This window comes from Acidaminobacter sp. (assembly GCF_030247605.1).
GTDB lineage: Bacteria > Bacillota > Clostridia > Peptostreptococcales > Acidaminobacteraceae > Acidaminobacter.
On sequence record NZ_JAOTSB010000023.1, the window covers coordinates 1 to 15,175 of the forward strand.

Genomic DNA, 15,175 nt, shown 5'->3' on the forward strand with positions numbered 1-15,175 from the left:
GCAGTTTCCAGAGCTGGAACCAAATAATCCAGATTAAGCGTTTTCACAGAAGCTGCCATAGCCTCCATAACGCCAAGATCTTCCATCATCCACATTTGGTTGTTCCAGAAACGGCCTTCAGCTTTTGTCTCCGGTTTGAAGATCTCGCGGTTGGAAATAGCGCTGAGTACCTTTCTTGCGCTTTCTTCGGTAAAATCACTGCCATAAAGCGGTTTCATCAGCGGGCTTGAAACCGTGGCAATAATGAAGGGCTCGCCAACTTTTTGTTTTTCACTTGTTGCTTTCCAATAATAAATCATGCTTTCTATCATCTCAAGATTTATTTTGATTGAATTAACCAATTTTTCCACTCCTCTTAATTGATGTATTGTTTTTTATTATATCCATTTTTTTAGTAATTGTGAACGCAATTTGCTAAGTTAAACTAAAGATTGTGAAAATCATCGCTAAAATTTGCAATTTATTCTGCAACTATCTTTACAACCTATAAAATAACATTGTATAATTATGAAAATTTGAATCGATTAAACAGATAGTGCGTGCCAGAGGCCGCGGTGAACAAGAGTACGGAAGACGTCATTAAAAGCGGCTCCGGAAAGGGAACACTGCCGAAGCGTCCTTGCTGGGGTCATGCTGAACAAGCATGGCACTGTCTGTCGGAAGCAACCCGGCTTCCGACAGGCGAGCTGACACGCGCGGGGTAAAAGTATCGTCATGCGCATAATCCGCAGCCGAGTCTTTTACTCTGGCTGTTTTTTTGTACCCTGAACCCTATATGAGGAGGACCATCATGAGACTACTGGGGACCATGCGCGTCAACGACATGGACAATTTGGAAATTGGCGGCTGTGATGCCGTCATTCTAGCCAAGAAGTACGGTACGCCACTCTACGTGTTTGATACCGCATTGATTCGCAATAACTGCGAAACCTATCTGAAAACTTTTAAATCCACAAAGACCGAAACTGAGGTTATTTACGCCTCCAAGGCATTTCTGACGCTGGCCATGTGTCGTCTGATCAAGGAAGCGGGTCTGTCCCTGGATGTCGTGTCAGGCGGCGAGCTCTTCACTGCCATGAAAGCTGAATTCCCGCCGGAAAGACTCTACTTTCACGGCAATGGCAAAACTGTCGAAGAATTGATTACAGCACTTCAATACAACGTGGGAACCATCGTCGTCGACAATGAATTTGAGATTGAAATGCTTCAGTACCTCTGCGCAGAGCTGGACAAGCGCGTCAAGGTCCTCCTCAGAGTCAATCCCGGGATTGAGGCACATACTCATGCCTATATCCAAACGGCTAATAACGACTCCAAATTTGGCATTTCCATATTTTCCGATAACATCTATGACCTCATCCGAGCCATCCACGAAAGCTACTATCTCGATCTTCGCGGCTTCCACTACCATATTGGCTCACAAATCCTGGATCATACAAGTTTTGTAAAAGCTATTGAGTCCATGGTCGGATTTATCGACAAGGTCCGCACAGACAGCGGCTACGAAACCAAAGAGCTCAATATGGGCGGCGGCTTTGGCGTCTACTACTCAGAGCACGATAACGATCTTGATCTTCAGCAAACACTGACCTCCATGGTTGAAGCTGTTGAGACCGAGTGTAAATCAAGGCGCTTCCCTATTCCTAAACTGCTGATCGAGCCCGGTCGCAGCATTGTCGCGAACGCCGGAACAACGCTTTATAAAGTCACCGCTACCAAGGAAACCTATGGCGGCAGAAAATTTGTCTTTGTCGACGGCGGCATGACCGACAACCCACGAACCGCTCTGTACGACGCGATCTATGAGGCAGCCCTGGCCAACCGTATGAAAGACGAGCCGGACACGACCTTTACGATTGGAGGCAAATGCTGCGAATCCGGCGACATTTTGATCAAATCCATCCAGCTGCCTTATCCTAAACAGAACGACATCCTTGCGGTTGCCTCAACAGGCGCCTATAATTACAGCATGGCCAGCAATTATAACCGGATCAGAAAGCCGGCAGTCGTCTTCGTCGAAAATGGAAAGTCCAAGGTTGTCGTCAAGCGCGAAACCTACGAGGACATCCTAAGAAATGACCTATGATAAGGAGCGTCGACCAAATGAATCCTTATGTTTTGAAATATGGCGGTACCTCCGTCGAAACAATCGACCAGATCAAGGCAGTCGCCAAGCGTCTTGCTGAAAGAAAAAAAATGGGACAGGATCTCGTTGTCGTCTTGTCGGCCATGGGACAAACCACAGATCAGCTCTTGGAAATGGCTTCATCCATCAGCGAAACTCCTGACAAGAGAGAAGTAGATCTGCTCCTCGCCACCGGCGAACAGGTTTCGGTCGCCCTCCTCAGTATTGCCCTTAAATCGCTGGGTGTCAGCTCTGTTGGCCTCACCGGCCGTCAGGCAGGTATTTTCACAGATGACGTCCATACCAAAGCCCGCATTTCCCGCATAGAAACCGACCGGATCCGCCAGCACCTTGAATCAGGCGAGATCGTCGTCGTTGCCGGCTTCCAGGGTGTGAGCGAGAATGGCGACATCACTACCCTTGGACGCGGAGGCTCGGATACAAGCGCGGTGTCACTTGCTGCGGCCCTGGGCTGTACTTGTGAGCTCTTTACTGACGTCGACGGCATTTATACCGTTGACCCGCGAATTTTGCCGGCAGCCAGAAAACTTCAAAGCATTTCTTATGAGGAAATGCTGGAAATGGCCAGCCGCGGCGCGAAAGTCATAGAAACCCGCGCTGTTGAATTCGCCCACAAATACAAAGTGCCTGTCATTGTCGGCCTAAGCACCGGCGACTATCCCGGCACACTGATAAAGGAGTTGGATGAATCCATGGAAAAACGCGTGGTAACGGGAATCTCAGTGGATGAGGACTGCCTCATGGTCACTGTCAATACAGTCCCTTTCGAGTCTAAAAATATCGCCAAAATCTTTGCCGCAATCTCCGGTGAGAACATTATGGTCGACATGATCAGCCAGACTGCACCTTACAACAGCTTTGTCAATTTGACTTTTACATCGAAGATTCAAGAGCGGTTCCAAATTAAAGGGATTTTGGAAAAACTGAAACTCGAATTCCCAACGATTGACTATGTCATTGACGATTCCGTGATCAAACTCTCAGTCGTCGGCATAGGCATGGTCAGCCAGGCCGGTGTCGCCTCCGCACTCTTCAGCCTATTTGCAGAGAACGACATTGACTTCTATCAGGTTACGACTTCAGAAATCAGCATTTCCTATACCTTAAACGCCTATGACCGCGATAAAGCCGTTCAGATGATCGCGTCGGCTTTTGATTTGTAATCATAGCTGAAAAATCAAAGACGGTGTCAGATGCCAATTTCCACGGAAAGAGGTGTCTGACGCCGTCTTCTGCATATGAGCCAAAAAGAGGTGTGAAAGTGGGTCAGCCCCATTTTCACACCTCTTTTTCGGCTGCAAATACACAAAATACACTATCTCGCGTTTAAACTTCCAGCGACGACTTCCATTCCTTGATTTCAACCGTTCTTGATCCGTGAAGGCAGACCGGATCCTGCATAACATAGCCCGAAGCCTCCTCGAAATCAGAGGCTTTGTAAATAATCAAGCCACCGCTGTGATCCGTGAATGGTCCTTTCGCGACAATGACGCCATCATCCATCAATTTGTAAATGTAGTCGAGATGTGCCTGGCGAATTTCTTCATCCAGTGCTTTATTCACCGTTTTAAAATACGCAGAGTAAAGAATCATAAGCCGCCTCCTAAGTGTTTTTCACAGTTTAGCACATTCCACTTCAAGATGCATTCATTAATAACTCCAATTCGTCCATCAGTTCAGACCAGTGAAAGAAAAAACTTTTGTAGATCTCTTCTGATTCGAAGTCAAAGCCGGCTTCTGCCATAAGCGCCGCTCCGCTTTCAGAGCCGCCGGCCGTCATCAGACGCATCCAGCTGTCAGCGGCTCCAGGCTGACCGCTTAAGAGGCCGCGGGCCAAAGGCGCCCCCGCTACGATTCCCGTTGCATACTTGTACATATAGAAGTCCCAGTAAAGATGGGGATAGGACACCCAGTCATAGCCGTCAAGCTCAGTGATTTCATAAGCCGGCCCCATATACTTCGCCGTCAGGCTTCGCCACAGGTCCTTGAGGGATTCACCGCTTAAATCCTCGCCGTCCTGCGCCATCCGGTGCGACTCAATTTCGAATTCCGTCGCAAGCATCTGATCAAAATAGGTCGACGACAGGAAGTCCAAGTAATTCGCCAGTGCCGCAATTTTATCTTCCCTTGTCTCAGCGCGATTAACTCGGTCCTCATGATAGAGTATTTCCGTCACTGAGGCTGCCCATTCAGAGGCGGCAACATCCGCATAATAAGTGTCAAAAGGCTGGCTCTGGGCGCTGAGGGTCATGTGCACCGCATGACCAAGTTCGTGGGCCAATTCTTCCAGACTGTCCGAGTTCCCTGTAAAATTCAGGAGCAGGTAAGGATGAGACTCGTAAGCCCCATAGGTATAAGCCCCCTCGTATTTATCCGCCCTGGGATAAAAATCGATCCACGCCTCATCAAATGCCCGTTTTACGATGGTTTGCCCGGCGTCCGGCAGCGCAGATAAAACTTGCTGCATGTACCGGCTTGCCTGATCGACGCCGATCTCGGCCTCGGCCTCATCCGCCCCCTGGGGCAAGTCCATAAACAAATCCGAAAAACGCATAGGCCCGTTAAGCCCTGACAACGCCGCCCTGAGGGCGATCCAGCGGTGATTCAATGCCAGATGCTGCTCCGTTATGGACATAAGCTGCTCAAAAGCTTCAGGCGTAAACTCATCCATGGCCAGATACGCCTCCGAAGCCTGGGTTTCCCCGTAAGTGAGCGCCAAATAGTTATTAAACCCGACCTTGCCCTCATAAATATCTGCAAAGACTTCTGCCGATGGTTCCTGCAACGCCACCCACCTCCGAAACGCCTTGTAGCGGCGGTCCGCATTGTCGCTGAACAAGTCAGGATCTTCACCAAATTCAACGCCGTAACTATGGCTAAAGCTCTGATAAATGCGTTCGTAAGCACCGGAAAGTTCATAAATGGACGGCCCGCTCTCGCTGACCGACGCACCTTGACTGAGCCGCGTCACTTTATTGACCAGAGTGTCCACCGAAGTTTGAAACGCCTTTGCTTCCGCATTGCCCATATCCGCGTCGCGCATCAGGGTGGCGTAAACTTGAAGACGCTCAGCCGTCCTCATGATCCGGTCCAGAGACGCCTCATCCGCGGCAGTTTCTCTGCTTAGGATCAGGCTGACCTCGCCTTGAAGTGATGACAGCACCTCTTCAGCCTCTTCCAGTCCGCTGTAAACGGGGGATAAGTCCCATGCGGGCTCAGTGCCTTCCGCGACAAATGCCGCGCCGGGCTGGGTTTTGGCATGAAACCATCGGCTAAAAGCACCACCGGACAAAATACCGAACAAAGCCCCCGCCGTCACAGCGAGGACCAGGATCCAGGCGACGCGTTTCAAACGCTTGGCCCGCCTAATTTTAAGTTCTTCCAGGTCCTGGGCGTCATCCAACCCTGCCAACTCTTCCCCACATTCCCCGTTTTCCAGGGCGCTAAGGTCAACTTCTGCAGCTGAGCCTGCAGCTGAGTCTGAACCTGCTTCTGCGCCTTTCAAAGCCTGACCTTCATTTTCTATCCGCTTGGGATCATCCTCCCGCGACTGTTGTTCATCTCTATTCACCGGACATCCCCCCATTCTCTGTCATTCTAATACCCGGTTGTCCCCTGCGTCAACCGAATAAAGCAGTCATTCAATTTGGCCGAAATTTCTCGTAAAGCAGCTTGAACACCCGAAGGTTCATATACCAAAACCTCAGCTTAATCGCTGTCAAAAAAAACATACGGCCCGCAAAAAAATTCGCTGCGGGCCAAAAGGGTTGGGAGTGAAGATTGTCAAGTAAAGGGGGATTCATTTGACACTTCCATGATACCCATTCACTGTTAAGGTTTTGTTTAAAAATCCTTAAATTTTCATTAAAGAAAAAAGAGGAAGACAGTGCCGTTCGGGCATCAATACCTCGCTCCCGTTCCGCGCGTTTTCCCCTAGTCTCCTGTTTTGCTACAAAATCACGCGGATATGTTCAATCGTATCGTCCGCAAGGTCGGTCAGCAACGTGTTCTGACCTTTTAAAAATTCAATGTAATCGATCATTTCCGAGGTAATCAGCTCTCCCGGCGTCACTATAGGTATGCCCGGAGGGTAAGCCATCAGAGACTCCCCGCTGATTTTGCCAACCGCGTCGCGCAGTTTGACAGAAACTTTCTGGCTGTAGAAAGCGTCGCGAGGCGTCAGTACTGTCTGCGGCACCGTCATGGGGATGTTGACAAAGCTGAGAGGATTGCCGGTGTAAAAACGGCTGCTCAGATCCCTGAGGGCATCCACGACGGCATCGACGTGGTCCTGTGTGTCGCCAAGGCTCATTATGCCAAGAATATTATTGGCATCCCCGAGCTCCATCTGGATATTGTACTCATCTCTCAAGAGATCGTAGACTTCGAAGCCTGTCAGGCCGAGCCCGGTCACCTTGACCGTGAGCTTAGTATCGTCAAAATTAAACACGCCCGGCGTCCCAATCAGCTCTGAACCAAAAGCATAGCAGCCATTGATCTCATTGATGCGGCGCTTGGCATCCTTCGCCATGTCGAGCACGCTGCCAAGAATAGTCGGACCATTCAGCACCAGGTTGCGGCGGGCCATGTCCAGGCTTGTCATCAGCAGATAGGACGCGCTGGTGGTCTGTGTCAGGTTGATCATGGTGCGGACCGTTTGGCGATCGATCCGGCCTTCGTTAATCAGCAGCGCAGAGCTCTGAGTCAATGATCCGCCCGTTTTGTGAACGCTGATAGCCGCAAGGTCCGCGCCCAAACTCGCCGCAGACGCCGGCAAATCCTGATGGAAGTGAAAATGCGCACCGTGGGCTTCGTCCACCACTACCATTTTGCCAAGTCCGTGGGCATATTCAATGATGGCTTTCAGCTCAGAGGCAGCTCCAAAGTAAGTGGGATTGATGACGAAGACGCCTTTGGCATCAGGATGGCGTTCAAAGCCCTCCTGAACCGCTTTCAGGGTAACACCCATGGCAATCCCCAGCTCGACGTTGATCTCCGGCTGTATGAAGGCTGGGACAGCCCCAGTCAGTATGATCGCATTGATCGCAGACTTATGCGCGTTTCGCGGAAGCAGGAACTTCTCCCCGGGCTTGCACATGCTCATGACCATAGCCTGAACCGCGGAACTGGTGCCATTTACCATAAAAAAACCATAGTCGACGCCGTAGGCGTCCGCGAGAAGCTCTTCAGCATCCCGGATCACCCCGGAAGGATGGGATAGGTTGTCGAGGCACTTCATGGAATTGACGTCGAGCTGAAGGACTTTTTCCCCAAAATACTCACCAAACGCCTGGAGCCCGCGACCGTGTTTGTGTCCCGGCACGTCAAACGGAATGACCTGCCTTTCATGATAATCTTTCAGAGCCTCAAACAGCGGCACTGCATGATGGTTCATCTGCTCCACTCCTTTACAACATTAATAGCGCCATTTCGCGGACCAGCTTGCACGCCACAGCTGTGGATACACCACTGTGATCATAGTGAGGCGCCAGCTCAACCGCGTCAGCCGCGACAATATTCAATCCCTTCATGGCCTTCAGCGCCTCGATCAGCGCGTTGAACGACAGGCCGCCCGGCTCAGGTGTGCCTGTACCGGAAAATATCGAAGGATCCAAAACGTCTAAATCAATGGTTAAATAAACCGGACGCCGGCCAATGCGCTTCACCATCTCCGGAAGTGTGTCCGCTGTAAATTTTTCAAGATAAGTATGGGATTTCGCCCATTCAAATTCCGCTTTCAATCCCGAACGAATGCCGAACTGATAGATCGAATTATCCCCCACGTGATCCCAGATCCGCTTGATAACCGAAGCGTGAGACAGCTTCTCGCCCATGTAGTCTTCCCTTAAATCCGTATGGGCATCCAAATGGATGATCGCCAGGTCGGGATATTTCTCATAAACGGCTTTAAAAACAGGATAAGTGACCAAGTGCTCTCCGCCGATGGAAAAGATCTTTTTCCCTTCCTGCGCGATTGGCCGCACAAAACTTTCAATGGTCTCCATCACACGGGCGGCGTTGCCGAAGGGCAGCTCAATATCACCCAGATCGCACAGCTTGTAATCTTCAAGATCCTGATCAAAATAAGGACTGTAGGTTTCTATGCCAAAGGAATCCTGACGAACCGCCGGCGGACCAAACCGCGTTCCGGGACGAAAAGAGGTCGTGCCGTCATAGGGTATTCCGAACAATACCAACTCGGCTTCTTCAAAAGCTGATTCGAATGCAATAAACTTATCCATCTCTTACTCCTCTAAAAGTTTTTTAACGTAAGTCGGCAGCATAAACGCGCCTGCATGCAGTTCTGTATTGTAGTAATGCATGTCCAGATTTAGCGCTTCAAATCTGTCCGGCTTCATATCCAGCACCGGATCCAGACCTTTTGAAGAAAATCCGAAAGACCAGAGCGACGAAGGATAGATGCCGATGTAAAACGTATAGACTCTGGAAAGTTCAAAAATTTCCCGGGTCTTTTCTGCAGCTTTCATCATGTTTTGCCGGTAGATTTCATAAAAAGGACTTTCGTTTTGATTGATCAGGATGCCGTGCTCTGTGAGCGCTTTATAACAATCGGCATAAAAAGCCTTTGTAAAAAGACCCTCTCCCGGACCAATGGGATCTGTGGAGTCGACCAATATAAGGTCATAGGCCGCTTCCTTTTCCTTCACGAATTCAATGCCATCTCTAAAGTATAAAGTGACGCGAGGGTCGTCCAGCGCGCAGGACATGGTCGGCAAATACTTTCTTGAAACCTCAACGACAAGCTGGTCAATTTCAACCATATCTATTTTTTCGATAGTTTTATAGCGGGTAAGCTCCCGTACGGTACCGCCGTCACCGCCGCCTATGACCAAAACCCGTTTTGCGTCCGGAAATACAGTCATAGGCACATGAACCATCATTTCATGGTAAGTATGCTCCTCTTTTTCGCTGCACATGATCAAACCGTCCAGCAGCAGCGTCTTTCCAAATTCGACAGTGTCGATGACATCCACTTTCTGATGTTCACTCTCTCCTGAAAATAAATGTGCCTGGACTTTAAGGCTGAACCTGACGTTAGGCGTATGTTCCTCAGTAAACCAAAGTTCCATGGAGAACCTCCTTGTGGGATGCCATTTGGTTGAATGTTGCCTGATTTTTTCTTCTATAAGTAATTACCCACAGCCTGACGTTTTAAAAGGACTGTCGGCCGACGGAGGTGATTTATTGAAAAAAGAGTGTTTTTAAAAATATTTCTAGAAATAACGGCATAAAAAATGAGCTTTTTCAAGCATTTTGAGATTTCCTCAAAATTGCCAAGCCCTTTAGAACGCGAAGTTCTTATCGATTTGTTTAGTATGAGTAAACTTCAAAGCAACGTTTACTAGGTCAATTCGTTTTGATTAGAACTATTAACCTTATAGTTTACTAATACTAAATATACACAACGTGCACCGTATGTCAACGGCTTTTTAGAAATGAAATACCCATTTTTTTACACCAATTACAGCGTTTGATGCGACGAATGACTTTTTAAGCCTTCTGCAGGGCAAGAAATTTCCAATGGATTTCACAAAAAAATCATAAAAAAAATACATTCAATCCACGCTCCCAAGCGGTTTTGACCCATCCTTCCGACCACTTCTCAGAAAGGAAGAACTAACCGGATTTCTTTATACTTTAACAGCCGGTATCGGAGCGCTGATCAATCCTATGATCCGGGCCTTGAGACGCAGTTTAGAAAAAAGAAAGCCGGCACCCGGCAAGTCTGAATCCGACTTCCGGCGCGCCAGCTTCCTATTCATATTCAGCAAAGACAGTCACTAAGTTAATGAAAAGCCTTCGTTAGGCAGAATTAAACTGCAGCTGTTGTTTTCCGCATAGACAATTTTTTGATCTGTTTTATCCACCTCATGACCAATATAACCGCCATTAAGAGCTTTTACCTGTGAATGGAAATCCGTCAGACTTAAGGTGATAAGCTTGCTGTATTCAGCACATACTTCTTCCTGCAGGTCCCTGTGAAGTATGAATCTCCATTTGCCATCACTGTTATCAGGCATTTGGCCGTACTTCTTCTTTAAACCTTTGACTTTCAGCTCTGCCGACATAACGTTGGCAAGGCTGAAAACATTTTTTGGAGAAACCGTTGAAAACACGTGATAGTAGCCCTTTTCTTTTATGAGATCAACCGCAAAATCAAGTGTCATTTTTTGAAGCTTATTACCTCTGAAGTCCGGATGAACGACAGTGGTTTCCAAATTGGCAGAATGCAGCAACACTTCAGGCGGCATCCCGAGATCAAGCCCAAGATTCTTCTCAGTTAATCCCGGGAAGCTGACATACCGATAGGAGATCAATTCATTGTCGACGTAGACACCGAGAACGAATCCGCCTTGCTTCATATCCTTGAGGTAGTCTTCTTTGGTATCTGTAGCGAAAATGTCCTTATCACGAAGATTCGAGTAGATTAGATCCTGAAGCTTCATGACGTCGTCCAGTTTCGAGTCATCCAGCATCAGTATTTGATATTCCTTTTCCTTTTTCTGTCCCTCTGCTCTTGAAACGAGCTTTCCGAAATCGATCAACTTCACGATTGTCACCATCCTTTATTGGTTTGAAAATCAAATTTAAGTTTTAGTGTTAATTACCCCTAAGATGAAAAAAACAGCCATAGGATGCGTCGTCAGCGAGAGTTAGCGAGAGCCGCATTAGGGCCGGAGTTAGGTTAACTGGATCTTATCACGGATTCATTTCTGTTGTCAATATTCAGTCATTCGCATTTTTTGATTCATGTTTGTAATTTCTTTGTTTCTATTTACTCCTAAAAACCGCTGCATTCCCCAAGGCTACTGCATTTGAATTTCTTATACCCACATTGAAACGAGTCTTAAACACCTTTATTTTGGCCAAATATTAAATTTTCCTTAAGTGATTATTGGACACACCATAAGTTTTAACAATACTCGAAATCATTTTGTAACTTATAGCGTTTGAACCAAAGTGAATAACATCTTGCATTTTTGCTTTTTTTAGACACTCAAAATGAAAAACAAAAAGTGCAAAGTTGCATTTTTATGCGACCTTGCACTTTCGTTTTTGATTTACACCCTATTTTATAGCCTCATATTGCTCTTTGACATAATTAAGGGATTGCTCCATGGTGTCATAGGTCATCATGCCGGCTACATAGCCAATAACCCTCTGGTCAGGCGTCACAAAGTAAGAGGACGGCATGCCCGTCACATTGTACATTCCTGCTACTTCACCTTTTTTGTCCAGTACCGTCAGCATAGAAAGATTCTTCTTGTCCAGATATGCTTTTATTTCTTTTTCATTCTCCTGCACATTTACAAGCAAGACAACGAGATCGTCACCATACTTGTCCTGCAGTGCCTGAAGGTCAGGCATCTCCTGATCGCAATAAGTACACCAGGTCGCCCAGAAATTTATCAAAATAAATTTTCCTTCAAAGTCGGCTATAGACACCATGTTCCCATCCAAATCGGGAAGCTCGAACGGGATCACTTTATTATACGGAACTTCAGCCGATTCTGAAGGTTCAGCCGGCCCTGCCTGACCATCACCTTGAAGTGACTCCGGAGTCTCTGCCGGTGCTTCCTGAGGTGCACAGCCGGCAAATGCGAGAACCAGAACTAATATCATGCTCAGAACCACTAGTAAGCCCGGCCGCCTCAAATTTTTCAATTTAATAGTCACAATACTTCCTCCTCGTTTACATGCCGTTTAATTCTATTTGACTAAACCAACAGGCCGCCAATTTTGACAATGTAGCCCGTCGCGACCAAAATTCCAAAGAGTATTAATATGAAACCCGCGATCTTCGTAATTCTTTCAGCACCTCTTTCAAACTTCGATATCCATGCACTGATTTCAGTAAGAAATATGGCAGAAACCAGAAACGGAATCGCCATGCCAAGGGAATAAACCAGGAGAAGCATAAATCCCTTCGCAACCGTACCGCTTGCGCCGGCGTACAGTAATATTGAAGCCAGGACAGGCCCAAAGCAGGGCGTCCAACCGGCTGCAAAGGCCAACCCAAGAACGAATGCCCCCGAGTAGGAATTCTCCTTTGCACGCGTCCTGAACCTGCTGACTTTGGCCAGTCCGGAGAATTTTAGGATTCCAACGAGATTCAGTCCAAAAAGTATAATGATCATACCGCTGATTCTCTGAATCCACACGCGGTTTCTGGCAAAAAAGGTTCCCAGAAAGCTGGCACCGGTACCCATGATCAAAAAAATCACTGTAAATCCCGCCACGAAAACCAGTGTTTTTAGAAAAGCGTGACGGCGTGTCACCTGATTTCCGCCGTCGAGCTGGCTGCCGGTTATATACATCAGATAAGCCGGAATCATTGGAATGATACACGGTGAAAAGAAGGAAAGAAGACCCGCTATAAACGCCACACCATAGGACACATCCTGAGCCAGATTAATCACGCCCGCACCTCCTATCGATATTTCGCGCGTTCATACTGCTTTGGCCAGACGACCTCTTCGCTAAGACTTCGAGCAGCCGCCAACGGCCAATATGGGTTCCTCAGCAGCTCTCTGCCCAAAAAGACAAGCTCGATGCCCGGCAAAGCCAGGACATCCTCCGCATGGATCGGTTCCGTCATGCGTCCGCCAGTGATGACAGGAAGTCCCGTCACGGTACCAATAATCCGGGCAAATTCAAGCTGGTAACCCGGAAAATCCCGTACGGTTGCGGAGACGACACCACCGGAACTGACATGCAGCAGATCCACGCCCAAACCTTTTAGATTGGCACCCAGGATCCCCCGAGCAAGATCCTCCGCGTGTAAACCGCCCTCTGAATATTCTTCAGCGGAGATCCGGACACTTAAAGGCAGCGCCTCCGGCCAAACACTTCGCACCGACCTGACCACTTCAGTCAAAAGTCTGAACCGATTCTCTTCGCTTCCACCATAGTGATCCAACCTGAAGTTTGTCAGCGGCGAGAGGAATTGATTGATCAAGTAACCATGAGCCCCATGGATCTCAACAAGGTCAAAACCTGCCTTAAGAGCACGCAAAGCGGCCTGCCTGTAAGCTTCGACGACCTCGTCGATCTCTCCCTGAGTCATGGCCTCCGGCACAGGAAATTCCTCACTGAAACGCACCGGTGACGGCGCGTGAAGCGGGCCGCCTGTCACAGTCGACTTGCGTCCGGCGTGAATCAACTGAACACCAATTTTTGCACCGGCAGCATGAACGCGTTCCACCACTCTTGCCAGCGCATCGCCTTGTTCATCATGCCACAGTCCCAGGCAGTGATCCGATATTCTTCCTTGAGGAAGGACACCGGTAGCCTCGACAATAATCAAACCTGCACCGCCCATAGCTCTGGTGGTGTAATGTGTTTCATGAAATGCGTTTGCAATGCCATTTTGCGCACTGTACATGCACATAGGCGGCATGACGATTCTGTTTTTCAACTGTAAGGATTTAAGTTCAAAGGGTTTGAATAACCTTCCCATAGCAGTTCCTCCTGATAGCAGATCTATTTCAGCGATTTCTTTTGAGATGTATTCTCATTTAATTATGCCCTATTTCGTCTTAAAAGAACAGATCATTTTAGGAAAACAAGAAAATAATTCCCCCGGGAGGGGCAGGGGATAAACAAGTGACTCATCTCTAATTGTGATATAATTTATTAATACAATAGCAGTGTGAACTATTTATTTCTGCGAGGTGCCTATCCTATGCCAAAGACAAAATCCGCCATGCCAAATACGCCACCAACCTTACTCCAAGTCCTGCCGGAAGCAGTTTTATCCGAGTGGATCAACACCGGCACTGCCCGTTATGTAAAATTTGATGAAAGCGCGCTGATTTATCTCGCAGGCGATCCCTGCACTGCTGTCGACGTGGTTGCAGAGGGTCAGATTGCGGTTGAAAAGATGGACGAAGAAGGCCGTTTGACTAGAATCAGTCAATTTGGAGCGGGTGATGTTTTTGGTGCAAATCTGATTTTTTCAGGCTTGAAAGTTTTCCCCTTTGGCGTGTCTGCGCTAAAACCTTCAAAGCTGCTTCGCATAGACCCTGAAGCCCTGATCCGGTTAGCTATGGCAAACCGCGAAGTATTGCTGTCACTCCTGATGGCTATCTCCATCAAATCTTTCGCACTATCGCAAGGCATAGACTATTTAACCGGCAGAAGCATCGAAGACAAGGTGTTAATCTATCTCAGACAGAACCTTCAGCACGGTCAGATACGCCTTCAACCGGCGCTCTCCAAGAAGGCCCTTGCTGAATATTTGGATATATCCAGAACCTCACTCTCCAGAGCTCTGAGACAAATGAAAAGCGACGGCCTGATCGACTACGACCGGTCGAGCATCACCCTTTTAAAGCCTTAATCCGTGGTTCGCGTCACCGCTGCCGGAACTCAAAAAGCCTGTTCCCCCTTCTGAAACATTCAGAAGGGAGAGCAGGCTTTTTATAAATCAGAATTGTGCAGTACACTTCTTAGAGCTTTGCTTCCAACGTTTCCAGAAGCAGCACGTATTTTTCACGTGATGCAGCCGCCTCTTCAGTCGCTTCAAAGGCGTTATACCGCGCCTCAATAGCTTCTTTCGCTTCAGAAGACAGCTCGCGGTCAGCAAAGGTGAACACCACGCCATCTTCTTTGTCGATGTGGCGATGCAGCAAGTAAGTGTAGCCCATAGCGTTGGAAATCAGATCCAGCTTGGCATCCTCGTCCCCGGCCTCCACTTTTTTCAGCGCCGCCTCCATGTCCGCAAGCAGAAGTCTCCCGAGGTCATGCTCAACCAGCATGCCCATCTTGACAAGTTTCTCAGCAAGCAGGCCAAGCTCACCCATCATATAGCCAAAGAAGATGTCCTCTTCTTTGCCATGGTGGTGCTTGTCTGCGTAATTGCGAACGAAGTCAATCATGCTGTGAAAATCTTCAAGCGCCACCTCTTCGCCTCGGAGAACTTTCTGACAGTAACCCCGCATGACGCCCAGCATTCTTTTAATATAGCGGTGTTCTTCATTCATCAGCAGTACAGAAGGCATCATA

The 15,175-nt window shown here is 48.1% G+C and carries 13 protein-coding genes, 1 pseudogene and 1 riboswitch; of the genes and pseudogenes, 3 read left to right on the top strand and 11 right to left on the bottom strand.

Annotated features, from left to right (window positions below):
• Positions 1 to 341: pseudogene (locus OEL90_RS10820) on the bottom strand (hypothetical protein); the annotation flags it as partial.
• A gap of 194 nt (positions 342 to 535) precedes the next feature.
• A riboswitch (Lysine riboswitch) is annotated at positions 536 to 697 on the top strand.
• A 93-nt stretch (positions 698 to 790) separates the two neighbouring features.
• On the opposite strand from OEL90_RS10820, the gene lysA reads away from it, so the two are divergent.
• Entirely contained in the window at positions 791 to 2,086 is a 1,296-nt protein-coding gene (lysA, locus tag OEL90_RS10825; RefSeq protein WP_291403993.1) for a diaminopimelate decarboxylase, read from the top strand.
• Positions 2,087 to 2,103: 17 nt separating this feature from the next.
• The gene (locus OEL90_RS10830; protein ID WP_291403996.1) at positions 2,104 to 3,309 is read left to right on the top strand and encodes an aspartate kinase; all 1,206 of its coding nucleotides are present in this window, start codon (positions 2,104 to 2,106) and stop codon (positions 3,307 to 3,309) included.
• Between the two features lie 163 nt (positions 3,310 to 3,472).
• Here OEL90_RS10830 and OEL90_RS10835 read toward each other — a convergent pair whose 3' ends face one another.
• The 9 genes from OEL90_RS10835 to OEL90_RS10875 form a co-directional block, all read right to left on the bottom strand.
• Entirely contained in the window at positions 3,473 to 3,739 is a 267-nt protein-coding gene (locus tag OEL90_RS10835; protein ID WP_291403998.1) for a YciI family protein, read from the bottom strand.
• A 43-nt stretch (positions 3,740 to 3,782) separates the two neighbouring features.
• Positions 3,783 to 5,717: a M3 family oligoendopeptidase gene (locus tag OEL90_RS10840; RefSeq protein ID WP_300688511.1), complete on the bottom strand. Its 1,935-nt coding sequence runs from the start codon at positions 5,715 to 5,717 to the stop codon at positions 3,783 to 3,785.
• Between the two features lie 378 nt (positions 5,718 to 6,095).
• Positions 6,096 to 7,541 carry an aminotransferase class I/II-fold pyridoxal phosphate-dependent enzyme gene (locus OEL90_RS10845; RefSeq protein ID WP_300688513.1) on the bottom strand — a complete coding sequence of 482 codons (1,446 nt, stop codon included), beginning with the start codon at positions 7,539 to 7,541 and terminating at the stop codon, positions 6,096 to 6,098.
• Between the two features lie 13 nt (positions 7,542 to 7,554).
• Positions 7,555 to 8,388 (bottom strand): agmatinase, encoded by an 834-nt coding sequence (gene speB / locus OEL90_RS10850; RefSeq protein ID WP_300688515.1) that lies wholly within the window; start codon positions 8,386 to 8,388, stop codon positions 7,555 to 7,557.
• 3 nt (positions 8,389 to 8,391) lie between these two features.
• Entirely contained in the window at positions 8,392 to 9,237 is an 846-nt protein-coding gene (speE, locus tag OEL90_RS10855; protein WP_291404006.1) for a polyamine aminopropyltransferase, read from the bottom strand.
• Positions 9,238 to 9,948: 711 nt separating this feature from the next.
• A complete protein-coding gene (locus OEL90_RS10860; protein ID WP_291404008.1) occupies positions 9,949 to 10,719 on the bottom strand; it encodes a hypothetical protein in 771 nt (256 codons plus the stop codon).
• 517 nt (positions 10,720 to 11,236) lie between these two features.
• Positions 11,237 to 11,845, bottom strand: coding sequence for a TlpA family protein disulfide reductase (locus tag OEL90_RS10865; protein WP_300688518.1), 609 nt, complete (start codon positions 11,843 to 11,845; stop codon positions 11,237 to 11,239).
• 41 nt (positions 11,846 to 11,886) lie between these two features.
• The gene (locus tag OEL90_RS10870) at positions 11,887 to 12,588 is read right to left on the bottom strand and encodes a cytochrome c biogenesis CcdA family protein (RefSeq protein WP_300688521.1); all 702 of its coding nucleotides are present in this window, start codon (positions 12,586 to 12,588) and stop codon (positions 11,887 to 11,889) included.
• Between the two features lie 11 nt (positions 12,589 to 12,599).
• Entirely contained in the window at positions 12,600 to 13,628 is a 1,029-nt protein-coding gene (locus OEL90_RS10875; protein WP_291404014.1) for an NADH:flavin oxidoreductase/NADH oxidase, read from the bottom strand.
• 225 nt (positions 13,629 to 13,853) lie between these two features.
• Here OEL90_RS10875 and OEL90_RS10880 point away from each other — a divergent pair, with 225 nt between their 5' ends.
• Positions 13,854 to 14,510, top strand: coding sequence for a Crp/Fnr family transcriptional regulator (locus OEL90_RS10880; protein ID WP_291404016.1), 657 nt, complete (start codon positions 13,854 to 13,856; stop codon positions 14,508 to 14,510).
• Between the two features lie 109 nt (positions 14,511 to 14,619).
• Here the strand turns inward: OEL90_RS10880 and OEL90_RS10885 are convergent, their stop codons facing one another.
• The gene (locus tag OEL90_RS10885) at positions 14,620 to 15,174 is read right to left on the bottom strand and encodes a hemerythrin domain-containing protein (protein WP_307730978.1); all 555 of its coding nucleotides are present in this window, start codon (positions 15,172 to 15,174) and stop codon (positions 14,620 to 14,622) included.
• Between the last annotated feature and the right edge of the window lies 1 nt (position 15,175).